At 66.4% G+C, this 16,989-nt stretch carries 16 protein-coding genes; 7 read left to right on the top strand and 9 right to left on the bottom strand.

The genetic code is table 11. The annotated features are described in order from the left end of the window. Nucleotides 1-72: 72 nt before the first annotated feature. The 6 genes from alr to rpsF all read right to left on the bottom strand — a co-directional run bounded on the left by alr (nucleotide 73) and on the right by rpsF (nucleotide 5,311). Nucleotides 73-1,200 carry an alanine racemase gene (gene alr, locus AC1DIN_RS13540; RefSeq protein ID WP_476765207.1) on the bottom strand — a complete coding sequence of 376 codons (1,128 nt, stop codon included), beginning with the start codon at nucleotides 1,198-1,200 and terminating at the stop codon, nucleotides 73-75. Continuing rightward, nucleotides 1,200-2,687, bottom strand: coding sequence for a replicative DNA helicase (locus tag AC1DIN_RS13535; protein ID WP_441470594.1), 1,488 nt, complete (start codon nucleotides 2,685-2,687; stop codon nucleotides 1,200-1,202). Before AC1DIN_RS13535 ends, alr begins: the two co-directional genes overlap by 1 nt. A gap of 220 nt (nucleotides 2,688-2,907) precedes the next feature. Further along, complete coding sequence (gene rplI / locus AC1DIN_RS13530) at nucleotides 2,908-3,471, bottom strand: 50S ribosomal protein L9 (RefSeq protein ID WP_441470593.1); 564 nt, start codon at nucleotides 3,469-3,471, stop codon at nucleotides 2,908-2,910. Nucleotides 3,472-3,503: 32 nt separating this feature from the next. Then, the gene (locus AC1DIN_RS13525) at nucleotides 3,504-4,451 is read right to left on the bottom strand and encodes a DUF2232 domain-containing protein (RefSeq protein ID WP_476765121.1); all 948 of its coding nucleotides are present in this window, start codon (nucleotides 4,449-4,451) and stop codon (nucleotides 3,504-3,506) included. A gap of 180 nt (nucleotides 4,452-4,631) precedes the next feature. Beyond that, complete coding sequence (rpsR, locus tag AC1DIN_RS13520) at nucleotides 4,632-4,877, bottom strand: 30S ribosomal protein S18 (RefSeq protein WP_038367644.1); 246 nt, start codon at nucleotides 4,875-4,877, stop codon at nucleotides 4,632-4,634. 2 nt (nucleotides 4,878-4,879) lie between these two features. After that, nucleotides 4,880-5,311 (bottom strand): 30S ribosomal protein S6, encoded by a 432-nt coding sequence (rpsF, locus tag AC1DIN_RS13515; RefSeq protein WP_441470591.1) that lies wholly within the window; start codon nucleotides 5,309-5,311, stop codon nucleotides 4,880-4,882. A 334-nt stretch (nucleotides 5,312-5,645) separates the two neighbouring features. Between rpsF and fabD the strand changes: the two genes are divergently transcribed. The 7 genes from fabD to gmk all read left to right on the top strand — a co-directional run bounded on the left by fabD (nucleotide 5,646) and on the right by gmk (nucleotide 12,387). Then, nucleotides 5,646-6,590 (top strand): ACP S-malonyltransferase, encoded by a 945-nt coding sequence (gene fabD / locus AC1DIN_RS13510; RefSeq protein ID WP_476810186.1) that lies wholly within the window; start codon nucleotides 5,646-5,648, stop codon nucleotides 6,588-6,590. Nucleotides 6,591-6,632: 42 nt separating this feature from the next. Then, nucleotides 6,633-7,370, top strand: a complete 738-nt coding sequence (fabG, locus tag AC1DIN_RS13505; RefSeq protein ID WP_476810185.1) for a 3-oxoacyl-[acyl-carrier-protein] reductase — start codon at nucleotides 6,633-6,635, stop codon at nucleotides 7,368-7,370. Between the two features lie 259 nt (nucleotides 7,371-7,629). Continuing rightward, on the top strand, nucleotides 7,630-7,866 hold the full coding sequence (locus AC1DIN_RS13500; protein WP_149128804.1) for an acyl carrier protein: 237 nt from the start codon (nucleotides 7,630-7,632) through the stop codon (nucleotides 7,864-7,866). A gap of 55 nt (nucleotides 7,867-7,921) precedes the next feature. After that, the gene (fabF, locus tag AC1DIN_RS13495) at nucleotides 7,922-9,193 is read left to right on the top strand and encodes a beta-ketoacyl-ACP synthase II (RefSeq protein ID WP_476810273.1); all 1,272 of its coding nucleotides are present in this window, start codon (nucleotides 7,922-7,924) and stop codon (nucleotides 9,191-9,193) included. 200 nt (nucleotides 9,194-9,393) lie between these two features. Continuing rightward, nucleotides 9,394-10,743, top strand: a complete 1,350-nt coding sequence (gene mltG, locus AC1DIN_RS13490; RefSeq protein ID WP_476810184.1) for an endolytic transglycosylase MltG — start codon at nucleotides 9,394-9,396, stop codon at nucleotides 10,741-10,743. A gap of 108 nt (nucleotides 10,744-10,851) precedes the next feature. Further along, the gene (locus tag AC1DIN_RS13485) at nucleotides 10,852-11,733 is read left to right on the top strand and encodes a YicC/YloC family endoribonuclease (RefSeq protein WP_441470587.1); all 882 of its coding nucleotides are present in this window, start codon (nucleotides 10,852-10,854) and stop codon (nucleotides 11,731-11,733) included. A gap of 6 nt (nucleotides 11,734-11,739) precedes the next feature. Next, on the top strand, nucleotides 11,740-12,387 hold the full coding sequence (gmk, locus tag AC1DIN_RS13480) for a guanylate kinase (protein WP_441470586.1): 648 nt from the start codon (nucleotides 11,740-11,742) through the stop codon (nucleotides 12,385-12,387). Between the two features lie 95 nt (nucleotides 12,388-12,482). On the opposite strand, the gene rsmA is transcribed toward gmk, so the two are convergent. Genes rsmA through AC1DIN_RS13465 form a run of 3 tightly spaced genes read right to left on the bottom strand, consistent with a single transcriptional unit; the run spans nucleotide 12,483 to nucleotide 16,944 of the window. Continuing rightward, nucleotides 12,483-13,331, bottom strand: coding sequence for a 16S rRNA (adenine(1518)-N(6)/adenine(1519)-N(6))-dimethyltransferase RsmA (gene rsmA, locus AC1DIN_RS13475; RefSeq protein WP_441470585.1), 849 nt, complete (start codon nucleotides 13,329-13,331; stop codon nucleotides 12,483-12,485). Beyond that, complete coding sequence (gene pdxA / locus AC1DIN_RS13470) at nucleotides 13,328-14,347, bottom strand: 4-hydroxythreonine-4-phosphate dehydrogenase PdxA (protein WP_476810183.1); 1,020 nt, start codon at nucleotides 14,345-14,347, stop codon at nucleotides 13,328-13,330. The genes rsmA and pdxA overlap by 4 nt, the downstream gene beginning before the upstream one ends. A gap of 53 nt (nucleotides 14,348-14,400) precedes the next feature. Then, complete coding sequence (locus AC1DIN_RS13465) at nucleotides 14,401-16,944, bottom strand: LPS-assembly protein LptD (protein WP_476810182.1); 2,544 nt, start codon at nucleotides 16,942-16,944, stop codon at nucleotides 14,401-14,403. Nucleotides 16,945-16,989 lie beyond the last annotated feature (45 nt).

Below are 16,989 nucleotides of genomic sequence, written 5' to 3'. Positions count from 1 at the left end.
CTGCTGCCTTCGCGTCATGCGATTCTCGGGTCTGCGCTGCGCTTCGCCCGAGAATGACGGCGTGACTCACTGTCAAAGCCCCACATAGCGGCGCTCGTAGCGTCGCCCGAGGCTGGTCAGGACCTCGTAGCCGATCGTCTTGGCGCCGGCGCCTACGGCTTCGAGGTCGAGCGGGCCGCCGATCAGCGTCACGCTCGCTCCGCGCTGGGCCGCGTCTGCCGGAGCCTCGCTGACGTCGATGATGATCAGGTCCATCGAGACCGTGCCGACGAAGGGGCAGAGGACGCCATCCAGCAGCGCCGAGCCGCCGGTCGTGGCGTCGGTCCAGCTGCCGTTGCGGGGATAGCCATCGGCATAGCCGAGGTTGATCGTTGCGAGCTTGCGCTTGCCCTTGGCGGTCCAGCGGCCGTTATAACCGACCTGCGTGCCACCTTCGACCTCGCGGATCTGGATGATCCGCGCTTCCAGCCCGATGACGGGCCGCATCGGGTTCGGCTTTCCGGGCGTCGGGTTGCCGCCATAGAGCGCATAGCCCGGCCGGGTCAGCTGATAGGACGGGCAGTCTTCGAGGAAGTGACCCGAGGAGTTCTTGAGCGAGGCCGGAACATCGGGGAGCGCGGCCGCGATCTCCGCGAAGGCCGCGATCTGGCGGGCATTGGCCGGATCGGTCTTGTCCTCCGACGAAGCGAAATGACTCATCACCAGACCGATATCGGCCGCTGCGATCACGCCGGATTTCTCGCGGGCGAGATTGAGCCCTTCGCCGGGCCAGAGCCCGAGCCGGTTCATCGCGGTGTCGACATGCAGCGCAGCGGGGCGTGTCCGGGCGCCGGTCTGCCGGAACGAGGCCCATTCCAGCAGTTCCTCATGCGAGCCGAGGACGGGCGAGAGCGCATGCTCGGCATAGGCGCCGCAGGTTCCGGGCAGCAGTCCGTTCAGCACATAGATCGCCGCCTCGGGCGCAACCTTGCGGGCACGAATGCCCTCGGAGAGATGCGCGACGAAGAAACTTTTGCAGCTGGCCTTCGCCAGCGCGGTCACGACCGGCTCGATGCCGAGGCCATAGGCGTCTGCCTTGACGACGGCGCCAGCCTCGGTGCCGGCGCGCTCGCCGAGAAGACGCCAGTTCGAGACCAGCGCGTCGAGATCGATCGTCAGCGTTGCGCCATAGGCGCCGGAATCATGGGAATCGACTGTCATCATTCACGGTCCGGAAGGCGCAGATCGTCGGCGCGGTCGGAGAAGCGCGTCACATCGGCGTCGAACTGCAAGGCCACGGCGCCGGTTGGGCCATGGCGCTGCTTGCCGATGATCAGCTCGGCGACGCCGTGCATGGCCTCCATCTCGATCTGCCACTTGTTGTGCTCTTCGGTGCCGGGGCGCGGCTCCTTGCCCTTGAGGTAGTATTCCTCGCGGTAGACGAACATCACAACGTCGGCGTCCTGCTCGATCGAGCCGGATTCGCGAAGGTCCGAGAGCTGCGGGCGCTTGTCGTCTCGGCTCTCGACCTGACGTGAGAGCTGGGAAAGCGCGATGATCGGGACGTTCAGTTCCTTTGCCAGCGCCTTCAGGCTGGTGGTGATCTCGGTCAGCTCCTGCACGCGGTTCTGCCCGCTCTTGGCCGAGCCGGAAAGGAGCTGGAGATAGTCGATAAAGAGGACGTCGAGCCCCTTCTGGCGCTTGAGCCGCCGGGCGCGCGCCATCAGCTGTGCGATCGAAATGCCGCCGGTCTGGTCGATGTAGAGCGGCAGCTTCTCGATCTGCGCGGCGACGTCGGTGAGCCGGGCGAAATCGCCCTCGGTGATGCGGCCTTGCCTGATCTTGTAGGACGAGATGCTGGATTGCTCGGCGACGATACGCGTCGCGAGCTGATCCGCCGACATTTCGAGCGAGAAGAAGCCGACGATGCCGCCGTCGACGCTCTTGATCGTGCCGTCTTCCTGCCGCTCGCCGCGCCAGGCCTTGGCGATGTTGAAGGCGATGTTGGTGGCGAGCGAGGTCTTGCCCATGGCGGGGCGGCCGGCAAGAACGAGCAGGTCGGAGCGCTGCAGGCCGCCCATGCGCTGGTCGACGTCGCGCAGGCCGGTGGAGATGCCGGAGAGGCCGCCGGCGCGCTGATAGGCGCTCGCCGCCATATCGATGGCGAGGCGAAGCGCGCCGTCGAATTTCTGGAAGCCGCCTTCGTAGCGGCCCTTTTCCGCCAATTCGTAGAGCTTGCGCTCGGCTTCCTCGATCTGCTCACGCGGCGGCATCTCGACCGGCGCGTCATAGGCGACGTTGACGAGGTCCTCGCCGACGCCGATGAGCTGCCGGCGCACGGCCAGATCGTAGATCGTGCGGCCGTAGTCGCCGGCATTGATGACGGTCGTCGCTTCGGCAGCGAGGCGGGCGAGATACTGGCTCGGCGTGATCTCGCCGAGGTCGAGGTCGTTGACGAAGGTCTTGAGCGTGATCGGGGTCGCGATCTTGCCGGCCCGAATCAGGCTCGCCACCAGCTCGAAGACGCGCTGGTGGATCGGCTCGAAGAAATGGTCCGGCAGCAGAAAGTCGGAGACGCGATAGAAGGCGTCGTTGTTGACCAGGATCGCGCCCAGCAGCGCCTGCTCGGCCTCGATGTTGTGAGGCTGGACGCGAAAATCCGGCTCGCGGTTTTCGAGGCGGGTGACGAGGGCTGTCGCGGAGGCCATGGCTGCCTTGATAGGTAAGGGCGGGCTTACGTTTCAAGCCGACATTCGGCCGCGGTACACGGAACGCAAGGCGGCTGCTGAGTCGGAAGATATCTAGATTAGCACCCCGACAGCTCCTGCCAGTAGGACGCTGCGCGATCCACGCCTTTGCACAGGCCACAGAACGAAAAAGGCGCCGTGTTGCCACGGCGCCCTTGACTCAGCCCGGAGGCGATTTGGCTCAGCGGTCGTCGTCGCCGGCCTCGGCCAGCGCCGCGCCGACCTCGAGGCCGAGATCGTCGAGATCGAACTCCTCGCGGGCGGTGACGTTCTCGCCGGCGGCCTGACGGTCGGCTTCCTGAGCCGAGCGGGCGACGTTGACGGTGATCGTGACCGCGACTTCCGGGTGCAGCACGACCGGGACAGTGTGCAGGCCCAGCGTCTTGATCGGGGTGTTCAGCGTCACCTGGCCGCGCGAGACGTGGAAGCCGTCCTTGGTCAGCGCCTCGGCGATGTCCCGGGTCGAGACCGAACCGTAGAGCACGCCGGACTCGCCGGACTGGCGCAGGATGGTAACGCTCTGGCCGTTCAGGCGCTCGGCGACCGAATCGGCCTCCGACTTGAGCTCGAGGTTGCGGGTCTCGAGCTCGAGCTTCTGGCTCTCGAAGCGCTTCTTGTTGTCCTCGGTGGCGCGCAGCGCCTTGCCGCGGGCGAGCAGGTAGTTGCGGCCGAAGCCGTCGCGGACGCGGACGACGTCGCCCATCTGGCCAAGCTTGGCGACGCGCTCGAGCAGGATCACTTCCATGGGTCTTCTCCTTGATGTCTTAAGTCTGGGTTTCAGGAACGGGTAGGCGGAGGCGGCAGCGCGGCCCGTCTGCGCAGGCCGAAAAGCGTATCGACGAGGCCGACGAGCGCGAGCAGCGGCGTCAGCACGGCCTGCATCACGATGAGCGCGACATAGACCGAGACCAGCATCGGCAGCCGCCAGGGGCGGCCGCGCGAGATGTCGTGCAGCAGGCAAAGCCCGCTGAACATGAAGGCGGCGAACAGCGCGCCGACCAGGGCGGTCGCGGCGACACCGATGAAGCCGCCCATCGCCGCAACCACGGCAGCGCCGGCCAGAAGCAGCAGCGCCTGGCGCGGCAGGGAGGCCGACGGAATGAAGGGCCAGGGGCGCGGCAGCCGGTCGGACATCTTCACGGTGCGCGCCGCGAGCCAGAGATTGGCGGTGATGGTGGTGACGAAGGAGGCGCCGATGCCGAGCGGCACGGCCGGCGCGAGGCTTTGCGCGAGCTCCTTCACCTGGATGTCGGCGGGCAGGGCGACAATCTTGCCGCGCACCATCTCGTTCAGCAGGTTCTCGATCATCCGCGCGATGACCGACCGATAGGTCTCGTAGTCGGTCGTCATCACCAGCGCGCTGCCGACAGTGGCGATCGCGGCGGTGGCGGCGATCCAGAGCAGCAGGTTGCCGAGGGGATACCACTCGACCCCGCCCTGGGCGTCGCCGCGGGCGAGCAAGGCGAGATAGGCGATCCACCAGGCCGGCAGGCCGATGATCAGGGCGAAGGCGATGCCGCCCGTCGGCGCGAGCGCAACCGCGACGGCGAGCGCTCCGGCAGCCGTGGCGAACAGTCCGGAACGGTGGTTCCAGCCGAGCGAAGCGATGAAGATCGGGAGGGGGGCGGCTGAATACAGCAACGCCGCCAGCGGCGATCCGGTGATCACCACTGAAAAAAGCAGGGCCGAAACGAGGCCCGCGCCGATGCCGACAATCGGAATCATGCGTCCGTCCTGCTGTCCCGCTGCTCGCAAGCCTTCCGGCTCGGCAGGGTGAGAGGCGCTCGGGCCTCAACGAACCCGGTGGAGTTTCACCGCCAGGCGACTGGTTGATCTTGAAAGCGAGAACCGGAGGCGCGGGAGGCGCCTCCGGGAATTATCGGTATCCGGAACCGGGTGAACGGCTCAGCGGATGACGTAGGGCAGCAGGCCGAGGAAGCGGGCGCGCTTGATCGCCTGGGCGAGCTCGCGCTGCTTCTTGGCGGAGACCGCCGTGATGCGGGACGGAACGATCTTGCCGCGCTCGGAGATGTAGCGCGAGAGCAGACGCACGTCCTTGTAGTCGATCTTCGGGGCGCCTTCGCCCGAGAACGGGCAGGACTTGCGGCGGCGGAAGAAGGGGCGACGGGCGCCAGCGGATGCAGTCGACATTCTCAGGCCTCCGCTTCGACGGTTTCGGTCGCTTCGTCTTCACGACGCGGACGATCACGGCGCGGGCCGCGCTCGAAACGATCGCCGCCACGCTCCGGACGGTCCTCGCGGTCACGCTTCTGGAGCATGGCCGACGGGCCTTCCTCCAGCTCGTCGACCTTGACGGTCATGAAGCGCAGGATGTCCTCGTTGATGCGCATCTGGCGCTCCATCTCCAGCACGGCGGCGGAGGGAGCCTCGATGTTCAGCAGCGTGTAGTGAGCCTTGCGGTTCTTCTTGATGCGGTAGCCGAGGGACTTGACGCCCCAGTACTCGACCTTGCGGATGGCGCCGCCATTCGCTTCGATCACGCCCTTGAACTGCTCGACAAGAGCTTCGACCTGCTGCGCGCTGACATCCTGCCGCGCGAGCAGCACATGCTCGTACAATGCCATATGTGGCCTTCCTTGTTTCACCCTGCTTCGCCCGGCGCGGAGCCCTCCGAGCCCTGGATAAGGCCCGACAGGATTTCTTCGAAGGCGGAGACACGGGATGACGACTCCATCAGAGCCTGCGCAGACCGTAGCGGCCAAGCGCCATCCGTTCAGCCTCCGGCCGAACAAGCAGGAGGCGGTCGTTACAGCGTTCGGGGCGTCATGGCAATCGGAATCTGGCCCGAAGTGCCGGGCATATGCGGAAAACTTGGCCTCCGCGCTTGACTTGGCGGCGGAACCGATGTGACAGCCGCGTCATATAAGACCATTGGTGAAGACCGGGGCGTTTCACAGCATGACGACAGCGTTCATCTTTCCGGGCCAGGGCTCGCAGGCGGTCGGCATGGGCAAGAGCCTGGCCGAAAACTTCCCCGTCGCGAAGTCGGTCTTCGACGAGGTCGATGCGGCGCTGTCGCAGAAGCTATCGGCTGTGATGTGGGACGGCCCCTCCGAGGAATTGACCCTGACCGCCAATGCCCAGCCGGCGCTGATGGCCGTCAGCCTGGCGGTGGTGCGCGTGCTCGAGGCCGAGGCCGGGCTCGATCTGAAGCGCGACGCCGCTTTCGTCGCCGGCCATTCGCTGGGCGAGTATTCGGCGCTCGCCGCCGCCGGCACCTTCTCCATCGCGGACGCCGCCCGGCTGCTGCGCATCCGCGGCGATGCCATGCAGAAGGCGGTTCCGGCCGGGCAGGGCGCGATGGCGGCCCTTCTCGGCGCCGAGTTGGACCAGGCCCGCGCAATCGCGGCCGATGCCGCCCAGGGCGAAGTCTGCGAGGCAGCGAACGATAATGGCGGCGGCCAGGTCGTCCTGTCCGGCGCCAAGGCGGCAATCGAGCGGGCGATCGCGCTCGCGGGCGAGCGTGGTGTGAAGCGTGCCATGCTGCTGCCGGTCTCCGCTCCGTTCCATTGCGCCCTGATGCAGCCGGCTGCCGATGCGATGCGCGAGGCGTTGGTTAAGGTGTCGATGCAGGCCCCGGTCGTGCCGGTGATGGCCAATGTCGGCGCCGCGCCGCTCAGTGCTCCGGAAGCGATCCGGGATTCGCTGGTGGCGCAGGTCACCGGCACCGTGTGTTGGCGCGAATGCGTGCAGGCCATGGCTGCCGCGGGCGTCGCCGATTTCGTCGAACTCGGCAGCGGCAAGGTGCTTGCCGGCCTGGTGAAGCGTATCGTCGCCGGCTCGTCGCCGGTGTCGATCGGTACGGCAGAGGATATTGCCGCCTACAAGGCCCGCGGCGCCTGACGGCGCGGGCAAGAACGGCAGAACGCCGAAAAGGGAGCGAACATGTTTGATCTGACGGGCCGCAAGGCCCTGGTCACCGGTGCCACCGGCGGCCTCGGCGGAGCCATCGCACGGACCCTCCATGCGCAGGGTGCGAGCGTCGCGATCTCCGGCACACGCGCTGAGGCGCTGGAGGCCCTGGCGGCCGAGCTCGGCGAGCGCGTCGTCGTGTCGCCTTGCAACCTTTCCGACAAGGATTCGGTCGAGGCGCTGGTGCCGACGGCCGAGGAGAAGCTCGGCGGGCTCGACATCCTCGTCAATAATGCCGGCATCACCCGCGACAACCTGTTCCTGCGCCTGAAGGACGAGGACTGGGACAGCGTTCTCGCCGTCAACCTGACGGCCGCCTTCCGTCTGTCGCGCGCGGCCGTGAAGTCGATGATGCGCAAGCGCTACGGCCGAATCGTCTCGATCGGCTCCGTCGTCGGTACGACGGGCAATCCCGGGCAGGGCAACTACGCTGCCGCCAAGGCCGGCCTGATCGGCATGTCGAAGGCGCTCGCTGCCGAGGTTGCGAGCCGGAATATCACGGTCAACGTGGTCGCTCCCGGCTTCATCGAGTCGCCGATGACGCAGGCCCTGAACGAGAAGCAGCGCGAGAGCATTCTCTCGGACGTGCCGATGGGCCGGCTGGGTGCGGGCGCGGACATTGCCGCCGCCGTCGCCTTCCTTGCCAGCACGGAGGCCGGCTACGTCACCGGCCAGACGCTTCATGTGAACGGCGGAATGGCAATGATCTAGGCGCGTTAGCGCCATTTCTAGATTGGTTTTGATAACGTTGCGGCGCTCTCGCCAGCCTTGAAAGGTTATGTTAACTAGCGCCGTCGCGCTGCTGGCGAGCGAGCCGAGGGGACTTGACGAAACCTCGGTTGTTGCGTTTGTGCAGGCTTCGAGCTTTCCGGGTCGCGGGCATCGTCACGATGGCGCGGCGGCTCGGAATGAAAGTCCATAACGCGCGTCGCGCTCTGCGATGCGTTTTCAGTTTCTAAGGAAGAGACTCATGAGCGATGTCGCCGAGCGCGTGAAGAAGATCGTGGTCGAGCACCTCGGCGTCGAGCCCGAGAAGGTTGTCGATGGCGCCAACTTCATCGAGGACCTGGGTGCGGACAGCCTCGACACCGTCGAGCTCGTGATGGCCTTCGAGGAAGAGTTCGGCGTCGAGATCCCGGACGATGCGGCCGAGACGATCGTGACGGTCGGCGATGCCGTGAAGTTCCTCTCGGCGAAGAGCGCGTGATCGGCCTCCCAGGCTGATCGACACAGAAGGCATCATGGCTTCTCGCAGTTTTCCGATGCGGCGCGTGGTCGTGACCGGGCTCGGCATGGTGACGCCGCTCGCTTGCGGCGTCGAGCCGACCTGGGCGCGTCTCCTGGCCGGTGCCAGCGGCGCCGGCCCCATCACCAGCTTCGACGCCAGCGACCTGCCGGCGCAGATTGCCTGCAGCATCCCGCGGGGTGACGGCAGCGACGGGACCTTCGATCCCGACGCCTGGATGGAGCCGAAGGAACAGCGCAAGGTCGACGAGTTCATCGTCTTTGCGATGGCCGCCGCCACGCAGGCGCTGCAGGACGCCGGCTGGAAGCCGGAACGCTACGAGGACCAGATCCGGACCGGTGTCGCCATCGGCTCCGGCATCGGCGGGCTCGGAGGCATCTACGAGGCTTCCCTGCTGCTGAAGGAGCGCGGGCCGCGCCGGCTCTCGCCCTTCTTCATTCCCGGGCGCCTGATCAATCTCGCTGCCGGCTATGTCTCGATCGAGCACGGGCTCAAAGGTCCGAACCACGCGGCCGTGACGGCCTGCTCGACCGGTGCGCATGCCATCGGCGACGCCTCGCGCATGATCGCGCTGGGCGATGCGGATGTCATGGTTGCGGGCGGCGCCGAATCTGCCGTCAACCGCATCGGTATTGCCGGTTTCTGCGCCTGCCGGGCGCTGTCCACCGGTTTCAATGATACGCCCGAGAAGGCGTCGCGTCCCTACGACAAGGACCGCGACGGCTTCGTCATGGGCGAGGGCGCCGGCGTCGTCGTGCTCGAGGAACTCGAGCACGCGCTGGGCCGTGGCGCGAAGATCTATGCCGAGGTTGTAGGCTACGGCATGTCCGGCGACGCCTACCACATTACCTCGCCGGCCGAGGACGGCGATGGCGCCTATCGCTGCATGCAGGCCGCGCTCGGACGGGCCGGCATCGCGGCGGCTGATCTCGACTATATCAACGCCCATGGCACCTCGACGCCTCTCGGCGACGAAATCGAGCTGCGCGCCGTCGAGCGCCTGCTGGCCAACGCGCCGAAGCGGCCTTCGATGTCCTCGACCAAGTCGGCGACGGGCCATCTGCTCGGCGCGGCCGGAGCGATCGAGGCGATCTTCACCGTGCTGGCAATCCGCGATCAGATCGCGCCGCCGACCATCAATCTCGACAACCCTTCCGTCGAGACGGATATCGATCTTGTCCCGCATGTCGCGCGCAAGCGCGAGATCGATTACGCGCTGTCGAATTCGTTCGGCTTCGGCGGTACCAACGCCTCGCTGGTCCTGCGGCGCTACCATTCCGATAGCTGATCTGAACGGGTCAGCTCCGTTTTGCCATAATGTTGGGTAGAGTTTGGCGCCAGCGTTGGCGAACGCGTGATTCCGCGTTCACAGCCACGAGGAAACCGGTTCTAATATGGCGGTTTCAAGCCTGATGCGCCTGGGGCCAGAATCCCTCCGGCGCGCGGTCGTGCCGAGACAGTCTACTTCATCCTGCGAGCGTCTTGATCGTGAATGATACGCCCCGCGTCGCCCCGAAGAGTCCGAGCGAGGCCCTCAAGCCCGTAGCGCCCCCGGCGCCGCCGCCGAAGGTGCGCCGCCGTCGCCGCAGTCCCTTCCTGTCGATGCTGAGCGGTCTTTTCACGATCGCGCTGGTCGGCGCCGGCGTCGTCGGCGCAGGCATCGCCGTTGTCTCCAGCCAGAGCAAGTCGCCAGGTCCGCTTGCGGGTGACCGCGTCCTCATCATCCCGAAGGAAAGCGGGCTGACCGAGATCGCGGAGCTGCTGCAGCGCGAGGGGCTGATCGAGCACCCGCTGAGCTTCCGCATCGCGGCGATCGTCGGCGGCGACTGGCACAAGCTTCAGGCCGGCGAGTATCTGTTCAAGGCGCGCGTCAGCCCGAAGGAGATTCTCGACATCATCTCCAGCGGCAAGGTGGTCGAGCATTCGATCACCGTTCCGGAAGGGCTGACGAGCGAGCAGATCGTCGAGCGTCTGCGCAACAACGAGCTTTTGACCGGCGAGATCGTCCAGGCGCCAAAGGAAGGCTCGATCCTGCCGGACACGTATCGGTTCCCGCGTGGCTTCTCGCGGCAGGCGATCATCGACCGCATGGCGCGCGATCAGCGCGTTATCCTGGCGCGAATCTGGGAGCGTCGCCCTGCCGACCTGCCGATCAAGACGCCGCAGGAACTCGTGATTCTCGCCTCGATCGTCGAGAAGGAGACCGGCCGCGCCGATGAGCGTCCGCGCGTTGCCGGCGTCTTCATCAACCGCCTGAACCAGAAGATGAAGCTGCAGTCCGATCCGACGATCGTCTACGGCCTCGTCGGCGGCAAGGGCACGCTCGGCCGGCCGATCCAGCGCAACGAGATCACGCAGGCGACGCCCTACAACACCTATGTCATCACCGGACTACCCCCGGGGCCGATCGCCAATCCCGGGCGCGCTGCGATGGAGGCCGTGGTCAATCATTCGCGTACGAAGGAACTCTACTTCGTCGCCGATGGCAGCGGCGGTCATGCCTTCGCCGAGACGCTCGATCAGCACAACCGCAATGTCGGTCGTTGGCGCCAGATCGAGACGACGCGCAGCCAGCAGCAGGGCGGAAAGCCCTCGGGCGACGTGGTCGACAAGATCGAACCTCCGGCAGGCCCCGACAACCGGACCGAAGCTCCGGCATCGACCCAGCCTGGCGCCGACAATGCCGGCCTGCCCGTGGCCCAGCCGGCGGGCGCCGGCGCTGTGGCCGGCACCCGCGCCCGCGCCTTCGACGCCTCCGAGGGCACGCCGCGCGATCCGCTGCTCAACAAGACCTTCGATCTGAACTCGCCCAAGCAGGTTCCGCAGCTCAAGCCCTGAGCTGCCCATTATCGCGCGGGTCATCCCCATTTTCCGGTGTTCCGGCGCTTGCCGAGGCCGGAGCGCGCCACTACGGTCCCGCCGCATCACAACGGGAGCGGCAGGGCCATGGCCATCGAAAGCATGACGGGCTTCGCCCGCGCCGCGGGGACCGCCGGCATCCATGGCTGGGCGTGGGAGATCCGCAGCGTCAACGGGCGCGGGCTCGATCTGCGCGTCCGGGTACCGCCCGGCTTCGAGGCGCTCGCGGAAGCTGCGCGCAAGCATCTGGCCGGCGCCTTCGCCCGCGGCACGTTGCACGTCAATCTGGCCGTCACCAGCGACGCTGGCCCGCCGCGTCCGCGCATCAACGAGGCCGTTCTCGTTGCCTTGCTGCAGGCGGTCGAGCGGCTGCCGCCAGCGGCGGGGATCAACCCGCCATCCTATGATGGCTTGCTCGGCATTCGCGGGGTCGTCGAATTCGCCGACGAAGCGCAGGATATTCTGGGGGCCGTGGAGGCCCCGGCGCTCGCCGGCCTGGAGGCTGCGGCTCTCGCTCTGAGGGAGGCCCGTTCCGCCGAGGGGCGCGCTTTGGCGGCGATCCTTCTCGGCCACCTCGAAACCATCGCGCGGCTTGCCGGCGAAGCTGAGCAGCATCCGGCGCGCAGCAGCGAGGCCATCCGAGCGCGCATCGCGGCGCAGGTCGAGACCCTGCTCGGCGCCAATAGCGGCTTCGATCCGCAGCGCCTGCACCAGGAGGCGGCGCTGCTTGCGGTGCGCGCCGATATCCGCGAGGAGATCGACCGGCTGCAGGCCCATGTGGGCGCGCTGCGCGAACTCCTGGCCAAAGGCGGGCCGATCGGCCGCAAGCTCGATTTTCTGGCGCAGGAATTCGGCCGCGAGGCCTCGACGCTCTGCGCCAAGGCCAACGACCCCGGCTTGTCGCGCATCGGCCTCGAACTGCGCACCGTGGTCGATCAGTTGCGCGAGCAAGTTCAGAACGTGGAGTGAGCCGTGATGGCCGAAACGACCCGTCCGGCCCGGCGCGGCCTGATGCTGATCCTGTCTTCGCCGTCAGGCGCCGGCAAGTCGACGCTGACGCGCAATCTCTGCCAGCGCGAAACCAATATCGACCTTTCCGTCTCGGTGACGACGCGGGAGCGCCGGCCCTCGGAGATCGATAGCGTGCATTACCGCTTCATCGACCGGGACACCTTCGAGGCGCTGCGCGACCATGACGATCTGCTCGAATGGGCCGAGGTCCACGGCAATTGCTACGGTACGCCACGCAAGCCGGTCGAGGCGGCGCTGGCGCGCGGGCGTGACGTGCTGTTCGACATCGATTGGCAGGGCACGATGCAGATCGTCGAGAAGGCGCGCGAGGATGTCGTGACGATCTTCATCCTGCCGCCCTCGATGGCGGAGCTGCGCTCGCGGCTGGTACGCCGCGCCGAGGACGCTCAGGAGGTCATCGCCAAGCGACTCGCAAACGCTCGTTCCGAGATCGCGCGCTGGGAGAAGTACGACTACGTCATCGTCAACGACGATTTGAACGACGCCTACGACTCGATCAAGGCCATCCTCACCGCCGAGCGGCTGAAGCGCAGCCGGGCGATCGGCCTTGCCGATTTCGTCGAGACACTGCTCGATGAGGCGATGCCCTGACGATCGTGGAGCCGGCGGATCGAGCCCGGCTCTAAGCTATCGATCGAGAAGGCGTGATCCGCCCAGATTGCCTTGCAATCCGGGCGGCGCGTGCTCTAGAGCCGGGCACCGAGCGCGTTGGCCAGGGCAACGAAGCCGGAAACCGGGATTTCTTCGGCGCGCGCCGTCTCGGAGAGGCCGGCGGCGGCGATGATCGGCGCGGGATCCGATAGCACCGCCTTCAGGCTCTGCCGCAGCATCTTGCGCCGCTGTCCGAAGGCCGCGAGCGTGACCCGCTCGAGCAGGCGTCGGTCGCAGGGCTCCGGCCGCTCGCGCGGAACGAGCTGGACGATCGAGGAGGTGATCTTCGGTGGCGGCACGAAGGCGTTGCGCGGAACATCGAACAGTATCTTCGTCTCGCAGCGCCAGTTCGACAGCACGGCGAGCCGGCCGTAATCCGCGCGTTGTTCCGGCGTCGCGACGATCCGCTCGGCCACCTCGCGCTGGAACATCAGTGTCAATGAGCTCCACCAGGACGGCCAGGGCTCGAGGCTGAGCCAGCCGACCAGCAGCGGCGTACCGATATTGTAGGGCAGGTTGGCGACGATTTTCGCGTGCTCGCCCTTGAGATGGGGCGACAGATCGACGGCGAGCGCATCGCCGTCGATGACCTCCAACCGACCCGGATAGCGTGCCGCGATCTCGGCCAGCGCCGGCAGGCAGCGCCGGTCGCGCTCGATCGCGATCACCCGTCTCGCTCCGTTGGCGAGCAGAGCGCGCGTCAACCCGCCGGGGCCCGGTCCGATCTCCACCACGGTCTCGTCGTCGAGTGGCCCAGCCGCTCTTGCAATGCGGCCCGTCAGGTTGAGGTCGAACAGAAAATTCTGTCCGAGCGCCTTCTGCGCCATCAGGCCATGGCGCTCGACCACCTCGCGCAACGGCGGCAGATCGTCGATTTGACTCATGATGCGGTCACCTGCATCGGCCCTTCGGCCATGCGTGCGGCAAGCTTCAGCGCGGCACAGAGGCTGTCGGGCCGCGCGATGCCCTTGCCTGCGATGTCGAAGGCGGTGCCATGGTCGGGAGAAGTCCGAATGAAGGGCAGGCCGAGCGTGACGTTGACGCCTTCGTCAAAGGCGATCGTCTTGATCGGGATCAGCGCCTGATCGTGATACATCGCCAGGGCCACGTCGTATCCAGCCCGCGCCCGGGCGTGGAACATCGTGTCCGCCGGATAGGGACCGCGCGCATCGATGCCTTCCGCCTGCAGGGCGGCGATGGCGGGCGCGATGACCACTATCTCCTCGCTGCCCATCGCGCCGTTCTCGCCGGCATGGGGGTTGAGGCCGCTGAAGGCGAGGCGCGGCGCGGCGATGCCGAAGCGGGCTTTCAGTTCTGCCGCGACGATGCGTGCCGTGTCCACGATGAGTTCGGTCGTCAGGAGCTCTGCTACGCGGCGCAGGGGCTCATGTATCGTCACCGGCACAACCGCAAGCTCGTCGCACCAGAGCATCATCACCGGGCGCGGCTCGTTTCCGCCATCCGCCGCAAGATGGGCCAGGTATTCGGTATGGCCGGGATGCCGGAAACCGGCCTGATAAAGCACCGATTTGGCGATCGGGTTGGTCACCACAGCTGCGGCCTCGCTGGTCCGCACGGCGGCGACGGCCATGTCGATCGAAGCGATGGTGGCCGGCGCTGTCGCTGGGTTGGGCCGGCCGGGTTCCGCCGCGGCGGTAGCCGCGAGCGCGATGACCGGCAACGCTTCCGGAAAAACTCCCCCGGCATCATCCCAGCCGCAGACGCGGACCGGGACATGCCAACCCAACCGCTTCGCCAATCCGGCGAGATCGTCGGGGCTGGCAACGCAGGCGAAGGCCGGCAGCTTGCGCTCCCGGCGCTCAAGCCAGGCCCGCAGGGCAAGCTCCGGCCCGATGCCTGCCGGATCGCCCTGTGTCAGCGCAAGCGGCAATGGCGGCAAGGCGGAACTCCGCGTCGAAGAGGAAACGGGCCGCGTCGGCGGCCCGGATATCGTCACTGACTGACGCCGTCAGCCGATGAGCTGTTGAGATTCTGCGAATAGGCGAGCTCGCCCAGTGTGCGCAGCTCGAGACGGAACATGACCGTGCGGGTATCCTTGGTCGCGCCCGACTGCCGGTCGGCATTGCTTTGCGAATAGCTGATGTCGAAAATCGTGCACTCGTCGGTATAGTTGACACCGAGCGAGGTCGAGGCAGTCTGGAACGGTCCCGTGTTGGGATAGACCGGTACCGCCGCGACCGACGGAGCCGCCAGATAGGCCGCATAGGCGTCGCGATAGCGCTCGCGATCGTATTTGTACTTGTCGAGATCGAACAGCACGCCGGCCCGGAGACGCCAGTTGTCGGCAATGCGCAGCGAACCGTTGAGCGACAGGCCCTCACGCCGGCGCGAGATGCCGAGTTCGGGCTGCGGCTCGTAGCGACCATAGCCGACCGAGGCCGTGATCACGCTGTTCGCATAGGTCGCGGCGGCGTCGATCCGCTGCGCTTCGAAGGTCGTCGAATTCAGGCGCGCGGCCCCGGTCAGGAAGAAGCCCTTGAACGGCGAAAGCTGCGCACGGGTGACGATGTCAGAGCTGTTCGTGTCGAGGCCGGAGTTGAGGCCGGTATTGACGAGGTCGCCGCTGGCAAAGGAGTTGCGTCCACCGAGCTGGAAGGACTGGCCGACGAGGAGATTGGCGAAAGCCTCCTTGCCGAACCGGCCGGTATAGAGCGCGCCGACATTGGCGCGGGTGCCGCCCTCGACGCGGTCATAGCCTGAGAATTTGCCGCTCCATTCGAACAGGTTCGTGGCGTCGAAGACGAGGCTCTGAGCGTCCTCGTTGGCGAGACGCACGCTGTGAGTCTCGTTCGGCCGCGCCACGATCTGCGCGACCGGCTCGATGATATGGGTGCCCCAGTCGGTCTTGGCGACGAAGGGATAGCGGTACATGAGGCCGATGGCCGGCATCACCCGGCCGAAGACCTCGTCGGAGGTATCCGCGATCGTCGAGACGCGCGAGTTGATCACGCTGCTGGTGTCGGGGTTGACCGAGAAGACGTCCGCGCGAACCGAGGCGTAGGGCGTCCACATCTGTCCGAGCGGATCGATGAAGTTGCGCCGCCAGGAAACCTCGGCCGTCGCGCGCGAGACATTGCCGGCGAGGCCACGCACCAGGCAGGTGCTCTTCTGGTACACCGCACAGCCGTCATAGAGCGAATAGCTCGGCGTCGTGATCAGGTAGGTCTTCTGCTGCGGCAATTCCGTGAACGCGGCAGTGTCGCGATGCAGGCTGGTGACGTTGACAGTGAATTCCAGCTCGCCGCCGAGGAAGGACGGCTTGTGGACCCGCTTGTCGTAGTCCAGCACAGGCAGCACCATCGGCTGCTGCTTCTGCCAGTCCTGGTAGTTCAGCGGCTGGAAATAGTAGCCGCGCAGATCGAACCAGGCGGTCGCGCTCTGGCCGTTCAGATAGGCCGTCGAGATCGATTCCTGCAGATAGGTCGTGGTGCTGAAGGCCTCGTTCTTGATCCGGTAGTTCTTGTAGAACCAGCGGTCCGTCGACATCGCGGCGTTCCAGCCGAACGACCAGTTCTGATTGATGTAGAACTTGCCGTTCGTTTCGACCGAGCCACGGAACTCCTTGTCACGCGGGCCGAGCGGACTCGCGAGGAAGGCTTCCTGATCCTGCTGAAAGATGCCGGATGCGCGGATGGTATAGGAGCCGTTGACCAGGCGATGCCGCCACTCCGCCTGCCCGAGTACGCCCTGGCGGGTGAGGAAGGTCGGGGTCAGCGTCAGGTCGTAGTTCGGCGCCAGATTGAGGAAATACGGCAGGCCGACACCGAAGCCGAGGGCGGAGGTGTTGATGAACTTCGGCGACAGGAAGCCGGATTTGCGCTTTACCGTCGAGTCCGGACCCGACATGTACGGCAAGTAGGCCATCGGGATGCCGGCGAATTCCAGCCGGGCGTCCTCGTAGTAAACCGTCTGCTCGGATTTCTTGTGGATGATCCTGGCCGCCCGAACCTGCCATAGCGGCGGCTTTTCGGGGTTGTCCTTGCAGGGCTCGCAGGCGGTGTAGATGCCCTTCTCGAAGATGAAAGTCTCGCCGTCGGTCCGCTCCGCGCGCGGAGCGGAGAAGCGCGTGCGATCCGGGTTCACGACGCGCAGGGAATCGATGAAGCCGTCGCGGAAGTCATCGGTCAGGTTGAACCTGTCGCCGGTGATGACGGTGCCGTTGGTCTCCGTGATGCGGGCGTTGCCGATGGCGGTGACCCGCTTGTTGGCCTGGTCGTAGATGACGCGATCGGCCTCGATCGTCCGACCTTGATAGAGAATCTGAACGTCGCCGACGGCTGCGACCGTCTTCTTGTCGTTGTCGTAGACGAGCTCGCGCGCATCGACGACCATCCGGTCCTGCGGCTTGGCGGCGGCAGCGGCGGGCGCAGGCTTCGAGCCGGCCGCCCGATTCTGGGCATAGGCCGGCCCGGCCAGCAGATAGGCCAGGCTGGAGGCGAGAGCGGTCGCCGCAGCAAAGTGCGCCACGCGGTTCACGCGCGAAACCATCCGTTAAACCCAAAATTAACCATAGGCACAGTA

Source organism: Allobosea sp. 05T438, assembly GCF_056396025.1.
The sequence above is the reverse complement of the archived record's forward strand: the minus strand, read 5'-3'. Positions and strand labels throughout refer to the sequence as shown.

Bases quoted from the DNA above. Each gene is read 5' to 3' on its own strand.
- alr (WP_476765207.1), bottom strand. From the start codon at position 1,200: ATGACAGTCGATTCCCATGATTCCGGCGCCTATGGCGCAACGCTGACG.
- AC1DIN_RS13535 (WP_441470594.1), bottom strand. From the start codon at position 2,687: ATGGCCTCCGCGACAGCCCTCGTCACCCGCCTCGAAAACCGCGAGCCG.
- rplI (WP_441470593.1), bottom strand. From the start codon at position 3,471: ATGGAAGTGATCCTGCTCGAGCGCGTCGCCAAGCTTGGCCAGATGGGC.
- AC1DIN_RS13525 (WP_476765121.1), bottom strand. From the start codon at position 4,451: ATGATTCCGATTGTCGGCATCGGCGCGGGCCTCGTTTCGGCCCTGCTT.
- rpsR (WP_038367644.1), bottom strand. From the start codon at position 4,877: ATGTCGACTGCATCCGCTGGCGCCCGTCGCCCCTTCTTCCGCCGCCGC.
- rpsF (WP_441470591.1), bottom strand. From the start codon at position 5,311: ATGGCATTGTACGAGCATGTGCTGCTCGCGCGGCAGGATGTCAGCGCG.
- fabD (WP_476810186.1), top strand. From the start codon at position 5,646: ATGACGACAGCGTTCATCTTTCCGGGCCAGGGCTCGCAGGCGGTCGGC.
- fabG (WP_476810185.1), top strand. From the start codon at position 6,633: ATGTTTGATCTGACGGGCCGCAAGGCCCTGGTCACCGGTGCCACCGGC.
- AC1DIN_RS13500 (WP_149128804.1), top strand. From the start codon at position 7,630: ATGAGCGATGTCGCCGAGCGCGTGAAGAAGATCGTGGTCGAGCACCTC.
- fabF (WP_476810273.1), top strand. From the start codon at position 7,922: ATGCGGCGCGTGGTCGTGACCGGGCTCGGCATGGTGACGCCGCTCGCT.
- AC1DIN_RS13485 (WP_441470587.1), top strand. From the start codon at position 10,852: ATGGCCATCGAAAGCATGACGGGCTTCGCCCGCGCCGCGGGGACCGCC.
- gmk (WP_441470586.1), top strand. From the start codon at position 11,740: ATGGCCGAAACGACCCGTCCGGCCCGGCGCGGCCTGATGCTGATCCTG.
- rsmA (WP_441470585.1), bottom strand. From the start codon at position 13,331: ATGAGTCAAATCGACGATCTGCCGCCGTTGCGCGAGGTGGTCGAGCGC.